This is a genomic window from Rossellomorea aquimaris (assembly GCF_003315075.1).
Taxonomy (GTDB): Bacteria; Bacillota; Bacilli; order Bacillales; family Bacillaceae_B; genus Rossellomorea; species Rossellomorea aquimaris_C.
In genome coordinates, this window is the sequence record NZ_QNRJ01000005.1 from 138713 (window position 1) to 153188 (window position 14476).

At 43.1% G+C, this 14476-nt stretch carries 16 protein-coding genes; 12 read left to right on the forward strand and 4 right to left on the reverse strand.

From position 1 onward, the window contains the following. Positions 1-91 precede the first annotated feature (91 nt). The 8 genes from DET59_RS08665 (at position 92) to DET59_RS08700 (ending at position 6265) form a co-directional block, all read left to right on the forward strand. Positions 92-442 carry a YflT domain-containing protein gene (locus DET59_RS08665; RefSeq protein ID WP_113969288.1) on the forward strand — a complete coding sequence of 117 codons (351 nt, stop codon included), beginning with the start codon at positions 92-94 and terminating at the stop codon, positions 440-442. Between the two features lie 160 nt (positions 443-602). Further along, positions 603-1412 (forward strand): pyridoxine/pyridoxal/pyridoxamine kinase, encoded by an 810-nt coding sequence (pdxK, locus tag DET59_RS08670; protein ID WP_113969289.1) that lies wholly within the window; start codon positions 603-605, stop codon positions 1410-1412. 175 nt (positions 1413-1587) lie between these two features. After that, positions 1588-1935, forward strand: a complete 348-nt coding sequence (locus DET59_RS08675; RefSeq protein WP_113969290.1) for a YojF family protein — start codon at positions 1588-1590, stop codon at positions 1933-1935. 32 nt (positions 1936-1967) lie between these two features. Next, the gene (gene bshB2, locus DET59_RS08680) at positions 1968-2651 is read left to right on the forward strand and encodes a bacillithiol biosynthesis deacetylase BshB2 (RefSeq protein WP_113969291.1); all 684 of its coding nucleotides are present in this window, start codon (positions 1968-1970) and stop codon (positions 2649-2651) included. Positions 2652-2835: 184 nt separating this feature from the next. Further along, the gene (locus DET59_RS08685; protein WP_181778096.1) at positions 2836-3564 is read left to right on the forward strand and encodes an ABC transporter ATP-binding protein; all 729 of its coding nucleotides are present in this window, start codon (positions 2836-2838) and stop codon (positions 3562-3564) included. Continuing rightward, positions 3554-4570: an ABC transporter permease gene (locus DET59_RS08690; RefSeq protein WP_113969292.1), complete on the forward strand. Its 1017-nt coding sequence runs from the start codon at positions 3554-3556 to the stop codon at positions 4568-4570. The genes DET59_RS08685 and DET59_RS08690 overlap by 11 nt, the downstream gene beginning before the upstream one ends. A gap of 34 nt (positions 4571-4604) precedes the next feature. After that, positions 4605-5252, forward strand: a complete 648-nt coding sequence (locus DET59_RS08695; protein WP_113969293.1) for a TetR/AcrR family transcriptional regulator — start codon at positions 4605-4607, stop codon at positions 5250-5252. Between the two features lie 218 nt (positions 5253-5470). After that, positions 5471-6265: an SDR family NAD(P)-dependent oxidoreductase gene (locus DET59_RS08700; protein ID WP_113969294.1), complete on the forward strand. Its 795-nt coding sequence runs from the start codon at positions 5471-5473 to the stop codon at positions 6263-6265. Positions 6266-6316: 51 nt separating this feature from the next. Here the strand turns inward: DET59_RS08700 and DET59_RS08705 are convergent, their stop codons facing one another. Next, positions 6317-6694: a hypothetical protein gene (locus DET59_RS08705; protein WP_113969295.1), complete on the reverse strand. Its 378-nt coding sequence runs from the start codon at positions 6692-6694 to the stop codon at positions 6317-6319. A gap of 155 nt (positions 6695-6849) precedes the next feature. Between DET59_RS08705 and DET59_RS21870 the strand changes: the two genes are divergently transcribed. Then, positions 6850-6948, forward strand: a complete 99-nt coding sequence (locus tag DET59_RS21870) for a putative holin-like toxin (protein WP_220154059.1) — start codon at positions 6850-6852, stop codon at positions 6946-6948. A 74-nt stretch (positions 6949-7022) separates the two neighbouring features. On the opposite strand, the gene DET59_RS08710 is transcribed toward DET59_RS21870, so the two are convergent. Continuing rightward, positions 7023-8114 carry a PQQ-dependent sugar dehydrogenase gene (locus DET59_RS08710; protein WP_113969296.1) on the reverse strand — a complete coding sequence of 364 codons (1092 nt, stop codon included), beginning with the start codon at positions 8112-8114 and terminating at the stop codon, positions 7023-7025. Positions 8115-8170: 56 nt separating this feature from the next. Further along, positions 8171-9043: a Cof-type HAD-IIB family hydrolase gene (locus tag DET59_RS08715; RefSeq protein ID WP_113969297.1), complete on the reverse strand. Its 873-nt coding sequence runs from the start codon at positions 9041-9043 to the stop codon at positions 8171-8173. Between the two features lie 161 nt (positions 9044-9204). Here DET59_RS08715 and DET59_RS08720 point away from each other — a divergent pair, with 161 nt between their 5' ends. Next, positions 9205-10716, forward strand: a complete 1512-nt coding sequence (locus DET59_RS08720; protein WP_113969298.1) for a BCCT family transporter — start codon at positions 9205-9207, stop codon at positions 10714-10716. A 136-nt stretch (positions 10717-10852) separates the two neighbouring features. Then, entirely contained in the window at positions 10853-12166 is a 1314-nt protein-coding gene (locus DET59_RS08725) for a short-chain fatty acid transporter (protein WP_113969299.1), read from the forward strand. 141 nt (positions 12167-12307) lie between these two features. Here the strand turns inward: DET59_RS08725 and sda are convergent, their stop codons facing one another. After that, the gene (gene sda / locus DET59_RS08730) at positions 12308-12439 is read right to left on the reverse strand and encodes a sporulation histidine kinase inhibitor Sda (RefSeq protein WP_113969300.1); all 132 of its coding nucleotides are present in this window, start codon (positions 12437-12439) and stop codon (positions 12308-12310) included. 411 nt (positions 12440-12850) lie between these two features. Here sda and DET59_RS08735 point away from each other — a divergent pair, with 411 nt between their 5' ends. Next, positions 12851-14212 carry a YjiH family protein gene (locus DET59_RS08735; protein WP_113969301.1) on the forward strand — a complete coding sequence of 454 codons (1362 nt, stop codon included), beginning with the start codon at positions 12851-12853 and terminating at the stop codon, positions 14210-14212. Positions 14213-14476: the final 264 nt, after the last annotated feature.

Sequence of the window (14476 nt, forward strand, 5' to 3'; positions counted from 1 at the left end):
CAAAATCATTTCTATATTATGGAAAGTTTGATTTTGCTACAACCGGGAAAAGGAGGGACAAGACATTAAATTCAAATTGGAGGTAATGATTATGTATAAAGTTCAAACGGTTGAAAATGTGGTAGAAGCAAAAAGAGAAATTGAAATGTTTACAAGTGAAGGTTATTCCAAAGATGAAATCTACGTGTTCGCCCATGATAAACATCGTTCTAAACACATCACAGAGGCAACCCATACAGAATCCACCGGTATAAAAGAACAAGGAATCATTGAATCCATGGGTAATCTATTCAACAGCCGCGGAGATGAATTACGTTCGAAAATGAAGTCCGTGGGGATGAACCAGGCAGAAGCAGATGTCTATGAAGAAGAACTCGATAAAGGAAAACTGGTCATCGTCGCTTCCAAAGAATCAACGAATAATGATGCGAAACCATTCTAAGTCTACCAACAATCTTCAATCCTAAAAGACGCCCGAGGAAATCATTCCCGGCGTCTTTTTTTGCAATAGCCAAAGAATTTGTATTTACCCGCCCGTTATTATATTCTTTAGTCAGACTTTTACCTTTATAACGAGTTACTTTCTTAGGAGGAATGCAACGATGACATTGAAAAAAACTCTTACGATCGCTGGATCCGATACAAGCGGTGGAGCCGGGATCCAAGCCGATCTTAAAACATTCCAGGAGCATGGCGTGTATGGCATGACGGCTCTTACAACGGTTGTTACGATGGATCCGGACAACCATTGGCACCACCAGGTTCATCCATTATCCATTGATACATTGGAAGCACAACTGGAAACCGTTCTTTCTGTCGGAATCGATGCCATGAAAACAGGCATGCTCGGTACAGTCGAAATCATTGAGCTTGCAGCGAAGAAAATCGATGCCTTCGGTTTGGATAAAGTCGTCATCGACCCTGTAATGGTCTGTAAGGGGGAAGATGAAGTATTAAACCCTGAAACAACAGATGCCATGAGAGAGCATTTGCTCAAGCGCGCTACCGTCGTAACTCCTAACCTGTTCGAAGCAGGTCAGCTTGCCGGGTCAGGTCCGATCAAGACCATTGATGAAATGAAGGAAGCGGCAAAGAAAATCCATGACCTTGGCGCCAAAAACGTTGTCATCAAGGGCGGAAAGCAATTACAGCACGACAAAGCTCTCGATCTATTCTTCGACGGAAGTGAATTCACTCTTCTGGAAGAGGAAAAAGTAGCAACGACGTATAACCACGGAGCAGGCTGTACATTCGCAGCAGCCATCACTTCTAACCTTGCAAAGGGACAAGACGTGAAAGAAGCGGTGCAAAACGCGAAAACCTTCGTTACAGCAGCCATCAAACACGGCTTCAAACTGAACGAATACGTAGGTCCAGTTATGCATGGGGCTTACAATCGACTTAAAAAATAATTACCGGCTGGTGCCAGGCACGAATGAATGATCTCGTGCCTGGCACTTTTTTTGAGGGACGGACCTCCCAAAAGCCCGCCCCTCCCCCAATCATACTTTTCGCATTCACTCATGAATTTTAGTAAGATAGTACATAATGGTTAAGAGTCTTTTCTGCATTTAAGGAGGAAAAAGAATGGAACCGATTAAGATTGCTGATGTGCAAGGGATCATTACCCAGCTTGCCCGTCAGGACGTTTATATACATTTAGAAACCACAAACGGGGCCTATGCTTCTCACTTTAACGAGGGCTTCTTTTCAGCCGGAGCCTATATCCGCAACGCGAAAGTCAACTATGAGCACGGAAAGATCATCGGGGACGGACCTTACCGTGTCGGTTTAAAAATTGAAATCGGCTGGGTTTATGCTGAAGGACTGACTCATTATGAATTTGATAAAGAGGGCCGCCTGTTACTTGCAGGTCATGGCGCCGACGGGAAACTGGCCGTTGCCCTTGAAATCAGTCCGACACCTTTCAACTAAACCAATTGAATCTGTATAAAGGAGAGGTCAAAATGGAAAAAGAAAGACAAGTACTTGTCATCTTTCCTCATCCGGATGATGAAGCATTCGGGGTGTCAGGAACCATTTCCACCCACGTTAAAAATGGAACACCCGTCACCTATGCCTGCCTCACATTAGGTGAAATGGGAAGAAATCTAGGGAACCCACCCTTCGCAACCAGAGAGTCGCTTCCACTGATTCGTAAAAAAGAATTACAAAAAGCGGCCGATGTGATGGGAATACAGGATTTACGCATGATGGGATACCGGGATAAAACCCTAGAATTTGAAAATGATGAAAAGCTTTCAAACATGGTGACTGAGTTGATTGAAGAAGTTAACCCTTCCCTCATCATCACCTTCTATCCGGACTACTCTGTTCACCCGGATCACGAAGCGACTGCAAGAGCCGTGGTCCGTGCCGTTCGACGCTTGCCGAAAGCATCAAGACCGAAACTCCACTGCCTTGCATTCTCCAAGAATTGTGAGGAAGCGCTAGGACAGCCGGATATCCTTGTTGATATCAAACCGGTCAAAGATCAAAAAATCGATGCCATGAAGGCACATATCTCCCAAACAGCTTGGATGCTCAAGGATCTAGAAAAAGGCATTCAGCAAAATGACCCTGAAGCTTTAAAATGGGTGACCGTTGAGCGATTCTGGAGTTACCAATGGGAAAATGACACAGTAGAATAATGATTTTTGGAAAGAGTTTGGGCTATGCTCAAGCTCTTTTTTTAGTGTTCTCTTCTAAGGGATCGGTTTCTGAATAGAATAAATACAACCAATTAATGAGTGATTACTCACTTTACAATTCACTCTACATACTTTATATTAAGAGTGAGTAATCACTCACCAACTCCCGAAAGGTGTGATTCAATTGAATTCCATCATCCAATTGAACGGGCTGTCTAAGTCATTCGGCTCTCAAGAAGTGTTGAAAAATGTTTCTCTCAACATCCCTAAAGGTGATATCTATGGATTATTAGGACCCTCAGGTTCGGGTAAGACGACTTTGATCAAGCTTATGATCGGGCTCGAAACGCCTTCATCCGGCAGCGTGACGTTCAAAGGCAACAAGCTGAGCGCCAAAGAACTGTATCCATCGATCGGATATATGGCTCAATCCGATGCCCTTTATGATGAGCTGACCGCAAAAGAAAACTTATCTTTTATGGCTTCCCTCCATGGATTAAAGAAAGCTGAAAGGAAAGTACAAATTGAAAAAGTAATGACGACCGTAGATCTTCTGGATCACCTCTATAAGCCTGTTCATCAGTACTCAGGAGGAATGAAAAGAAGGCTTTCCCTTGCCATTGCCCTTCTGCATGACCCTGAAGTCTTATTTTTAGATGAACCGACTGTAGGGATCGACCCCGTTTTACGAAAGGAAATCTGGGAGAGCTTTCACCGTCTTAAGGAAGAAGGCAGAACCCTTATCATCACTACCCATGTGATGGATGAAGCAGAAAGATGTGACCGGCTGGGCCTCCTGCAGCATGGAGAAATCATTTCAAGCGATACGCCGGATGCCATTAAAGAAACGTATGGGGTCTCTTCCATTGAAGAAGTATTTTTGAAAAATGGGGGTGTTTCCATTGAGGATTAAAGGTTTTGTCATCCGGATTCTTCAGCAGCTCCTCAGGGACAAACGAACATTGGCCTTGATGTTTATAGCTCCATTACTGATACTCAGCATGCTGTCTCTCGTTTTTAACTCGGATGATTATGAGGCAAAGGTAGCGATTGTCGATCTTCCACAGCAGCTGGAAGCGAAATTCGATACGAAGGATTTTCAATCCTACACGAGTCCCGAGAAAGCATTAAAGGACATTAAAAATCGTGAGCTGGATGGCTATATATCATTCGAGGACCCTACTTCCCCTTCGATTGTCATCGAAGGAAGTGACCCCACTGTCAACGGGGCTGTGATGAAAAAAATTCAAACGTTGTTTCCCTCAGACTCTCAAAAACTATCAGATCAGATTGAGTATGTGTACGGAAGCGGGGACATGGAGATGTTTGACTCCTTTGGTCCAGTACTTCTTGGCTTTTTCGTCTTCTTCTTTGTCTTTCTGATCAGTGGGGTATCTTTCCTGAGAGAGAGAACGACGGGCACACTTGAGAGGTTGCTTGCCTCCCCGATCAAGATTTGGGAAATGGTCATCAGCTACGTGATTGGTTTCGGTATCGTCACCCTCCTGCAAGCATCCTTGATTTCCTGGTATTCGATTTATGTCCTGGATATGATGATGAAAGGAAGCTTTTTCAATGTATTGATCATCATCGTTTCTTTATCTTTCACGGCCCTGACACTGGGAATATTGCTATCGGCTTTTGCCAAGAATGAATTACAGATGATGCAGTTCATCCCGATTGTGGTCGTACCGCAAATATTCTTTTCAGGATTATTCAATTTGGATACGATCTCGGAATGGCTGAGCTGGATCGGTCCCATCACGCCTCTATATTATGCTGCGGATGCTTTAAGAGATGTGATGATCCGGGGATTTACATTCGAGGATTTGCTTTTTAACTTATCGGTATTGATTGGATTTTCTATACTCTTTATCGTTCTTAATGTTGCAGCCCTTAGAAAATACCGTAAAATATAGGGTAGGAATGAACGACAAGTTAGGGGTTTAAAGCATGACTGAGGAAAAGAATATATTTAAACAGCTATTTGATCAGGAAGAAACATTGACTGAAAAGCAGCAGAAAATCGTGGAAGCAGCCATCGAAATGTTTGCCGAAAAAGGCTATGCTTCCACCTCTACCAGCCAAATCGCCAAAAAAGCCGGCGTCGCAGAAGGAACCATCTTCCGGCATTACAAAACGAAGAAGGACCTGCTTCTATCAATTGTATCCCCTACGATGGCCAAGCTGATCGCTCCGTTTGTGATCCGGGATATAAATAAAGTGTTAGATGCGAAGTATGATCGATATGAGGATTTCCTGAAAGCGATGATTTTGAATCGGCAGGAATTTTTGAAAGAGAACATGACCGCATTTAAGATTTTAATACAGGAAATCCCTTTTCATCCTGAGCTGAAGGAACAATTCAAAGAGCATATCGCAGAAAAAGTGATCGAGAAATTCGTGAAGCTCGTCGACCATTACAAAGAAAAGGGACAGATCATCGACCTTCCTTCACCTACTGTGGTGCGATTTTCAGCCACCAGTATCTTCGGATTGCTCCTTGTCCGGTACCTTTTCCTTCCAGAAGCCGATTGGGATGATGAGAAGGAGATCGACATGACGGTGCAGATGATTGTGAATGGGATTGGGAAGAGATAAATGTGTAAAAAGAACTCCAAATGAGGGGTTTGGGGTTCTTTTTTTATGATGTATAGTGGCCATTGGGACTGAAAATGGTTTCTGGTAGCAGATCTTATTTGGTTTTGCTGCTCCAATGATGACTTTATTTTCAAAACCGGTATCCCACCCCACCTTCACCCGTTTTCCTCCTCCACCAAACGGGTAAAACCTACTATATATCACAAGGAGGTTTAAAAATGAGTTTCCTTTTCCACGAAAGCACGTTGAAAGACCAGCATATCCTCATCACAGGCGCGACAGGCGGCATCGGGTATGAAACAGCAAAAGTAGCCGTCCAGGCAGGCGCAAAGGTGACGATTACAGGAAGAAATGAAGAGAAGCTGAAGCAACTGAAAAACGAATGCCGGGAAAGAGACCAGGTCTTCCTATATATAGCGGATCTGACTAACACTGAAGATCGCGAACAGCTTCTATCGGCCGCAATAAACCAGCACGGCCCTATCACTGGTCTCGTGAACTCAGCCGGGATAGGCGGCGGTGATATGGTCGAGAGCCTATCCGAGGAAGACATGAGAAAAATCATGGAGTTAAATTATTTCTCACTGGTCCAGCTCTCACAGGCCGTTTATAACCAAATGAAGGATCAAACAAGTGGTTCCATCGTCAACATCTCTTCCCTGTCAGGTTTGAGAGGAACTCATGGGAATAGTGCATACAGTGCATCTAAGTTTGCCGTAACCGGATTTACTCAAGCCTTTGCCCATGAAGCGATCGAAAACAACGTACGAGTGAATGCCATTTGCCCCGGTTATGTGGATACCGATATGGGAAGGAACGCGATAAAATCAAAAGGTGAACGTGAAGGCAGAAGTTATGAGGAGCAACTGGAGATCGCGAAAGACAGTATTCCTTCTGGACGTCTTACCTCGCCGACTGAAGTGGCAAATACGATAGTCTATCTACTAAGTGATGCCGCAGAGAACATTGTGGGGGAATCTGTGAAAATATCAGGCGGCAGCGTCATGCGCTAATGAGTACCCGCACATGAACAGGCAAGGATTTTTCATCCTTGCCTGTTTCTTTCAATTATCTATATCACCTTCGGAAGGATTCCCCTCTTGAATTTTCTTTTTAATCTCCTCAATGTATTTCTTCTTCTCTTTTTCATTAATCAGTTCATTGCTATTTTTATCTTTAAGATATTTTTGAAGCGCTTTTTCTATCTCTTCGGGGGAAGCATCTTCAGAGATCACGCCGGTCTTTTTTAACATCTCTATGATTTTTTCATCGTTGGCAAGAACATTTAACTTGTCTGACGGCTGATTGGTATCAGATGAAGGCAAATCGGAATTTACTTCAGACGAATCCTGCTCTTCCTGAACCGGTTGATCATCTGTTCCTCCACATCCATTAAGTAAAATGGGAACTAGTAGAAACGAGAGTATCCATTTTCCATTCATGTCACCACATCCCTTTCAAAGAGTTTTCAACCTTGTCATTCATATTAAATAAAACACTATTCATTTCCTATATTGAGTCTGATGTTTTTTCTTTATTGCGGTGTATAGGACAATCTTATGTCCGGGAAGCCTTTAAGTAAGGAGGCGATGTATTCATGAATACGTTTGAGGTATTATCTCTGATGCTCAGCTTTGGGATGTTTGTGATCGCTATTCTGAAATATAAAGACAATGATGAGAATAAGAATTCATAAACACGCTCTTTAGCGTGTTATTTTTTTGCGAAAAATACCTCCCTCAGCTCAATGCCAAGGAAGGTAACCCTATCTTATTCTTCAATCGTCAATGAATTCAAATCCACTTCATACAATTTATCATCATTCTCCCGGGGGATCCCGCGTCCATCTGTGTTATTCGATACAAAGTAAAGGGTATCCCCTTCCACAAGCACGTCCCGAATACGACCAAAGCCCGTCAGTAAGTCTGATACTTTGCGGGTTCCGGGGTCGAATCGCTTCACACTTTGACCCGCGAGAGAGGCAAACACTAAATCTTCATTCCAAACATCCGCTCCTGACTGGGCCCATGAAGGTTCCCCGGAGTGCGCGAGGGGCGAAATCAACGAATCCCCTTTTTCATCCCCTGTGATCTTTGGCCATCCATAATTGTTGCCCGCTTCGATACGGTTCACTTCATCATATCCGTTCGGTCCGTGCTCTGTTTCAAATAGCTCTCCGGCTTTGTTCCATGCAAGACCCTGAGGATTACGATGGCCGTAGCTGTATACGTATGAATCCTTAAATGGATTGTCGTCCGGTATTCCACCATCCAAATTCATCCGAAGAATTTTTCCGCCAAGAAAGGAGAGATCCTGGGCCTTATCCTGTTGAGTGGCATCCCCTGCCGTGATGTAAAGCTTGTTTTCCGGACCGATTTCCAGTCGGCCACCGTGGTGGTATTGACCGCTTGGGATTTTATCCAGCAATACCTTTTCCTCGTTCCACTCGTTTTCCGTCCGTTTTAATAGTACGACGCGGTTGTACGGGTCCCCTGAGTCATCATACGTGTAGTAGGCATACGCCTGCTGATTTGTTTTGAAATCCGGATGAAGCACAAATCCCAGTAACCCCGCTTCTGGCCGTTTGGATAATGGCATAGAAAGATTGGTTTTCATAACGGATTTCCTGCCATCCTTTATTTCAATGATATCCCCTGTCCTTTGGGTGATGTAGAATGCATCATCAAGCTTTTGAATCGACCAGGGAATGGAGAGATCTTGTGCGATCACGTTGTTTTCGACACTCGGTTTACTGACGGATTCACTTTTTTCCTGTTGTTCATCTGGCTGTCCCATTGAGCAGGCACTAAGTAGTAAGCTAAGACCAATGACGAATAAGAACCAACTGTTTCGGTTTCTCATTTTTTCAAGCTCCCTTATTCACTTTTTTTAACCAGTATGGACAACAGAAGACGTTCTCATGAGTTTGCCGTCTGTTGAAGAGCTTCCTGTATCGCTTTTGCGACACCGTCTTCACGGTTTGTTGCCGTGATGAATGGACAGAATTCTTTGATCTGATCCAGGGCATTCCCCATGGCCACTGGTCTTCCCACTGCTTTCATCATGGATAGGTCATTAAGGTTATCACCCATTGCCATGGCATGTTCGGCTGAAAGTCCTTTGTCGTTCAGGAGCTTCTCGAGAGCGACTCCTTTTTGTGCTTCCAGACTATTTACTTCAATATTTTCTTTACCCGATGAGCTGATGGCGATGCCAATTATGTCATTTAATTTTTCGTTCGCTTCTGTTAATTGCTTTTCATCAAAAGAGAAAACAAGAAATTTGTAGACCAGTTGAGAAGAATCGTCGAAAAGCACACCGTAATCATCAACCAATTTAATATGACCTTTTTCAAATCGTTCTTTGGCGGTTTGTCTCACTTGTTCTTCCGACACATCGGGATTGGCTGTTTTGAAAATATCGACAATCAGCTCGATACCCATTTCATAGTTCTCAGTATACGTTCCTTGATCCGTATAGATTTCAAAGTAAATGCCTGTCTCATTTAAGGCAGTAGCAATTTCTTTCGCGAGTGCTGATTCGATACCGGCTTGATAGACGACTTCACCCTTTTTATCTCGAACCTCAGCACCATTGGCACAAATGATATCGCAAGAGATGCCGGCGTCCTTTATAACAAAACGGGCTTCTTCATAGGATCTTCCTGTGGCAACGATGACTTCTATGCCTTGTCGCTGCGCATCGAGGATGGCCTGTTTGTTGGCTTCGCTGATTTCCTGGTTTTCATTCAAGAGCGTTCCATCCATATCTGTTGCTATACATGTGATCATAAGTAGACACCTTCCTGTTGTTAAATGTTCATAATTTCACCTATTGTATCATGAAACATTTCTCATGTTGCACTGAACCACCTCCTGCTCATGAATAACCCTGTAGATTTAGGGTATGAAAATATAGAGAACGTTCGTCTACTATGTCAGGAGGGCAAATCATGGGTAATCGTACATATTTGAAAAAAGTATTTTGGATTTCTGCTATTATTGTGTCCATTTTGGTTGTGTTCGGGGCTGCTTTTCCGAAACTTTTTGCTCAAGGGGCAAATGCGGCTTTTAGTTTCACTACCTATTCGTTTGGATGGTTTTATCTCGCTGCTGTGTTCTTCTTTGTGCTCTTTCTACTGTTTCTTATGGGAAGTAAATACGGGAAGATACGATTAGGAAAGGACGATGAACGACCACAGTATCCTTTCTTCACCTGGATCGGCATGTTATTTTCAGCCGGGTTTGGAATCGGTCTTGTGTTCTGGGGGATTGCTGAACCGATGAGTCATTTCTTTGAAACCCCCATTCCGGGTGTAGAGCCGCAAACGGAAGAAGCCGCCCGCCTTGCAATGGGCTATTCCTTTTTTCATTGGGGGGTCAGTCAATGGTCTGTTTTCACGATTGTCGGATTGATCATTGCTTATTTTCAGTTTAGAAAAGGGGAAAATGGACTGGTTTCCACCTCCCTATCTCCCATGATCGGCCGCCAAAAGAAGGGGATTAAGAATACCATTGATATCCTGGCTGTCATTGCAACCGTCATGGGTGTAGCTACTTCACTGGGGCTAGGGATTCTCCAGATAAACGGAGGATTAAATTCTGTATTTGGAGTGGGTAACAGTACACTTTCTCAACTCTTGATTGTGTTCATTCTGCTTATCCTTTATTTAGCATCTTCTACAACCGGCCTCGATAAAGGGATTAAATGGCTCAGTAATGTCAATTTATCCTTGGCTCTATTCTTGATGCTATTTGTATTCATCGTCGGTCCGACCGTCTTTATATTAAACACGTTCATACTTGGGATCGGTGACTACATTTCTAATTTCATCCGCTACAGCTTACGATTGACTCCTTATCAGGGAGGAACATGGGTACAGGATTGGACGATTTTCTATTGGGCATGGGCCATCGCCTGGTCTCCATTCGTAGGTGCTTTTATCGCCAGGGTATCAAGGGGGAGAACGATAAGGGAATTTATCTTAGGGGTACTGGTGGTTCCTCCACTGATCGCCCTTATGTGGATTGCTGTCTTTGGTGGTACAGCTCTTCACCTGGATTTATTTAATGGTACGTCCATTGCTGAAGGGGTCAACAAAGATGTCACAAGTGCCTTATTTTCAACGTATGGAGAACTTCCGTTTACGATGATTCTGTCCGTCATTTCCATCTTATTGATCTTTACCTTTTTAATTACATCTGCTGATTCAGCGACCTATATTTTAAGCAGTATGACGACGGAGGGAAGCTTGAATCCTCCTATGATAGTGAAAATCGTCTGGGGAGTACTCATTGCTGCCATTGCCGCTGTATTACTGGTGTCCAGTGGACTGGAGGGCTTACAGACCGCCTCTCTCGTCTCCGCATTGCCATTCACTGTCATCCTTGTCCTGATGTGTGTGACGTTATTTAGACTTCTGCGTAAAGAAAAAAGGGGAGCGTCCCGACCCGTAAAGAAATAAGCTTAGGCGCCTGATCTCTTTTAATTGAGTCAGGCGTTTTTGATTTAGGTTTATCATTTTCATATAAATGAAAGGGTTTTCACCTATCATTATAGAAGAATAGAAAGGGTGTATATTAAATAAGGGGGATGAAAAGATGAAAGCACTTATATCATTATCGAACAAGATCATGCAACGCTATCTGCCTGATCCATTTTTATTTGTTGTCATTTTAACACTGGCCGTATTTGGATTCGGTCTTATCTTTACTGATAGTTCAAGCCTCGAGATGGTTCAGTATTGGGGTAACGGATTCTGGAGCCTTCTTGCCTTTTCCATGCAGATGGTTCTTGTGCTTGTGACGGGGTATGTACTGGCAAGCAGTCCACTGTTTAAACGTTTCCTTGGTTTCCTTGCCTCATTTGCGAAGTCACCTGGCTCCGCGATTGTCATTGTTACGGTCGTTTCGATGATCGCCAGCTGGATCAACTGGGGCTTTGGCCTTGTAATCGGGGCATTATTTGCGAAAGAGTTGGCCAAACGGGTGAAAGGTGTCGATTACCGGTTGCTGATTGCCAGTGCTTATTCCGGATTTATTGTCTGGCATGCAGGGTTCTCAGGTTCCATCCCTTTATCGATTGCTACAACCGATCATCCATTCCAGGATATGATCGGTATCATCTCGACAAGCGAGACGATCTTCGCTACGTTCAATGTCCTGATTGTGTTAGCACTATTTATTGTTCTTCCGGTCATCAACAGGATGCTGATGCCGTCTAAAGAAGAAACGGTAACCGTAGATCCTGAAATCTTTAATGAAACGGCCGCCACTCTTGAAAAAGAGGCATCAACACCTGCTGAGCGTCTTGAAAACAGTATGGTATTATCGATTATTGTTGCCGTTCTCGGGATTGCGTTCCTATTTTCATATTTTGTTCAAAACGGTTTCGCCCTCAATTTAGATATCGTGAACTTTTTATTCTTATTCCTGGGTATTCTCTTTCACGGGACGCCAAAGCGCTTTCTTGCGGCTGTTCAGGAAGCGATCAAAGGCGCGAGCGGGATTGTCATTCAATTCCCTTTCTACGCAGGAATCATGGGAATGATGACGGCATCCGGTCTTGCTGTCGTCATGTCCGAGGCCTTTGTATCGATTTCAAATGATGTGACCTTTTACTTCTTTGCCTTCCTCAGCGCCGGAATTGTGAACTTCTTTGTTCCTTCCGGGGGTGGACAGTGGGCCGTCCAGGCTCCTATTATGCTTGATGCCGCTCAAACTTTGGATGCTTCAGTAGCTAAGACCGCAATGGCTGTCGCTTGGGGAGACGCCTGGACAAATCTGATCCAGCCGTTCTGGGCATTGCCTGCCTTAGCGATTGCAGGGTTAAAGGCGAAGGATATTATGGGCTACTGCGTCATTATCCTTGTCATTAGTGGCGTCGTCATTTCCCTTGGATTACTCTTCTTATAAAAAAACAAAAAGTGCCTTATAGTGTTTCGTCTTTGCCTGAGACTCTCCAGGGCACTTTTGTCTTATGACATAAAAATAGGCTGACCTCCCGGGAGGAGATCAGCCGTTATGTATGACGTTTCATTGTTTTTAGTCTGAGTCCTATCGAGCGATTTCTCTTCTCTCCAGCTCCCCTTCTAACATCTCAATAAATTCTTCTTCCAATCCTTCTTCCTGTGCTAATTGATAGACATTAGCCAATTGCTCTTCCGTAAGTATCGTTAAAGATGTCATCGATTACAACTCCTGACTAACCAAGGTATGAATTCTTTATACCCTCTTTCATACTTCTTAAACCCCATTATCAAAATAATTAATAAATTTTTTAGGTAATAATCCCCCCGAACTTCAAACTTTATTACTTGAAATGAGAGAAATCAAAATGTTTTTCAGCTTATAATTGAAATTTTTTAAAATTTTAGTAAAATAGAGAGGTATTGAAAGATAGCGCTTTCTTTTTGTGTACATTCATTTAATTAATCGATTATTCGACATTTAATGTTTCACTTTCACACCGTTTGGGAAAAACAGCTAGGTAATGCATCATCTCCCTTATGGGAACTACTTGTTATGGACAAATTTATATGTATGCATTAAAATGAATAATGTTTCATTTTCCGTTATAACTACATCTGAGGTGAATTTATGAATCGACAACATCGCTTTACATTAACAAGTCATTTACGATTTATCATCCCTTCCCTGTTGGGAATTTTTCTTTTTATGGTTCCGATACCACAGGAAGAAGGGATCACGATACCAATCGCCGTTCTATCAGGGCTATTACAGGACTGGATTGGAAGCTATGTACCTGCCATCATGACAGGATTGATCATCCTTACCGTATTAGGTACTTTTATCACAAAGTTCATACGCCCGGCTTTCATTGAAAAATCTCCGTTTTTCACAAGCCTGTTCGATGTAAGACCTGTTTGGGTTTTTGTCAGAGTACTGGGTGCTGTGTTTGCGATCATGACTCTATTTAAATTAGGGCCTGAATGGGTCTGGTCAGACGCAACGGGTGGACTTCTATTAAATCCGGATGGACTTCTGGCCATTCTATTTTCTGTATTTTTATTTGCCGGACTTTTTCTACCTTTATTATTGAATTTCGGTCTACTTGAATTATTCGGTGCTCTCTTAACGAAAGTGATGCGTCCCGTATTTGGTTTGCCCGGACGTTCTTCCATCGATTGTTTAGCTTCCTGGTTAGGAGACGGAACGATCGGGGTGCTACTGACAAGTAAGCAATATGAAGAAGGGTACTATACGAAGAAGGAAGCAGCCATCATTGGTACGACATTCTCTGTTGTGTCCATTACCTTCAGTTTAGTCGTCATTTCTGAGGTTGGTCTTGGAAAATACTTCATTCCTTTCTATATAACAGTAGCCATTTCAGGAATTATCGCAGCGATCGTGCTGCCACGGATTCCGCCATTATCTCGTAAGCCTGACACGTACTATAATGATCAAGAAGGCAAGAACACAATGGAAGTCATTCCAGAAGGCTATAGCCGCGTAGGTTATGGATATGAACAAGCCCTTGTTCAAGCGAAGAATAACAATAGTACTTCTAAGTTTTTCACTGATGGAATGAAAAATGTGTTGGATATGTGGATGGGGGTTGCACCCATCGTTATGGCGATCGGTACAACGGCACTGATCGTAGCCGAGAATACGAAGTTCTTCGAATATATCGGTATGCCGCTTATTCCACTACTTGAGCTTCTGCAAATCCCAGAAGCAGCTGAAGCGTCTCAATCGATCCTTGTCGGTTTTGCCGATATGTTCCTTCCCGCCATCTTTGGAGCTGGAATTGAAAGTGAACTGACACGCTTTGTGATTGCTTGTTTATCTGTAACGCAATTGATCTACATGTCTGAGGTTGGGGGATTATTACTAGGTTCTAAGATCCCGGTTGATTTCAAGGACTTAGTGATCATCTTCTTGCAGCGTACATTCTTGACTTTACTTGTCATTGTTGCAATTGCTCATATGATTTTTTGATGAAGTAAAACCCAGGTTCGATATTGAACCTGGGTTTTTTTGGTTGTTTTATAGAAAACAGTAGTAATTGATTGCCACTTCAGGAGCTCGCTTTCCGCTCGGCCTCCCCACTGACTTTCAATAACTTTTAAAGAAAATGTAAATTTTTGTTTTAGATGAGGGGTAGTGCGAACTAAACATTGACCGTTCCTTTCCGCTCCACTCTGTACTTCTTCCTTCATACTGCTTATATGGATGATTAGATGATAAACAAACTATCAAACA

Excerpts from the sequence above, each read along its gene's own strand:
- DET59_RS08720 (WP_113969298.1), top strand. The coding sequence starts at position 9,205 with ATGGGTAATCGTACATATTTGAAAAAAGTATTTTGGATTTCTGCTATT.
- DET59_RS08725 (WP_113969299.1), top strand. The coding sequence starts at position 10,853 with ATGAAAGCACTTATATCATTATCGAACAAGATCATGCAACGCTATCTG.
- DET59_RS08710 (WP_113969296.1), bottom strand. The coding sequence starts at position 8,114 with ATGAGAAACCGAAACAGTTGGTTCTTATTCGTCATTGGTCTTAGCTTA.
- DET59_RS08695 (WP_113969293.1), top strand. The coding sequence starts at position 4,605 with ATGACTGAGGAAAAGAATATATTTAAACAGCTATTTGATCAGGAAGAA.
- DET59_RS08705 (WP_113969295.1), bottom strand. The coding sequence starts at position 6,694 with ATGAATGGAAAATGGATACTCTCGTTTCTACTAGTTCCCATTTTACTT.
- bshB2 (WP_113969291.1), top strand. The coding sequence starts at position 1,968 with ATGGAAAAAGAAAGACAAGTACTTGTCATCTTTCCTCATCCGGATGAT.
- DET59_RS08675 (WP_113969290.1), top strand. The coding sequence starts at position 1,588 with ATGGAACCGATTAAGATTGCTGATGTGCAAGGGATCATTACCCAGCTT.
- sda (WP_113969300.1), bottom strand. The coding sequence starts at position 12,439 with ATGACATCTTTAACGATACTTACGGAAGAGCAATTGGCTAATGTCTAT.
- DET59_RS08665 (WP_113969288.1), top strand. The coding sequence starts at position 92 with ATGTATAAAGTTCAAACGGTTGAAAATGTGGTAGAAGCAAAAAGAGAA.
- DET59_RS08735 (WP_113969301.1), top strand. The coding sequence starts at position 12,851 with ATGAATCGACAACATCGCTTTACATTAACAAGTCATTTACGATTTATC.
- pdxK (WP_113969289.1), top strand. The coding sequence starts at position 603 with ATGACATTGAAAAAAACTCTTACGATCGCTGGATCCGATACAAGCGGT.
- DET59_RS08700 (WP_113969294.1), top strand. The coding sequence starts at position 5,471 with ATGAGTTTCCTTTTCCACGAAAGCACGTTGAAAGACCAGCATATCCTC.
- DET59_RS08715 (WP_113969297.1), bottom strand. The coding sequence starts at position 9,043 with ATGATCACATGTATAGCAACAGATATGGATGGAACGCTCTTGAATGAA.
- DET59_RS21870 (WP_220154059.1), top strand. The coding sequence starts at position 6,850 with ATGAATACGTTTGAGGTATTATCTCTGATGCTCAGCTTTGGGATGTTT.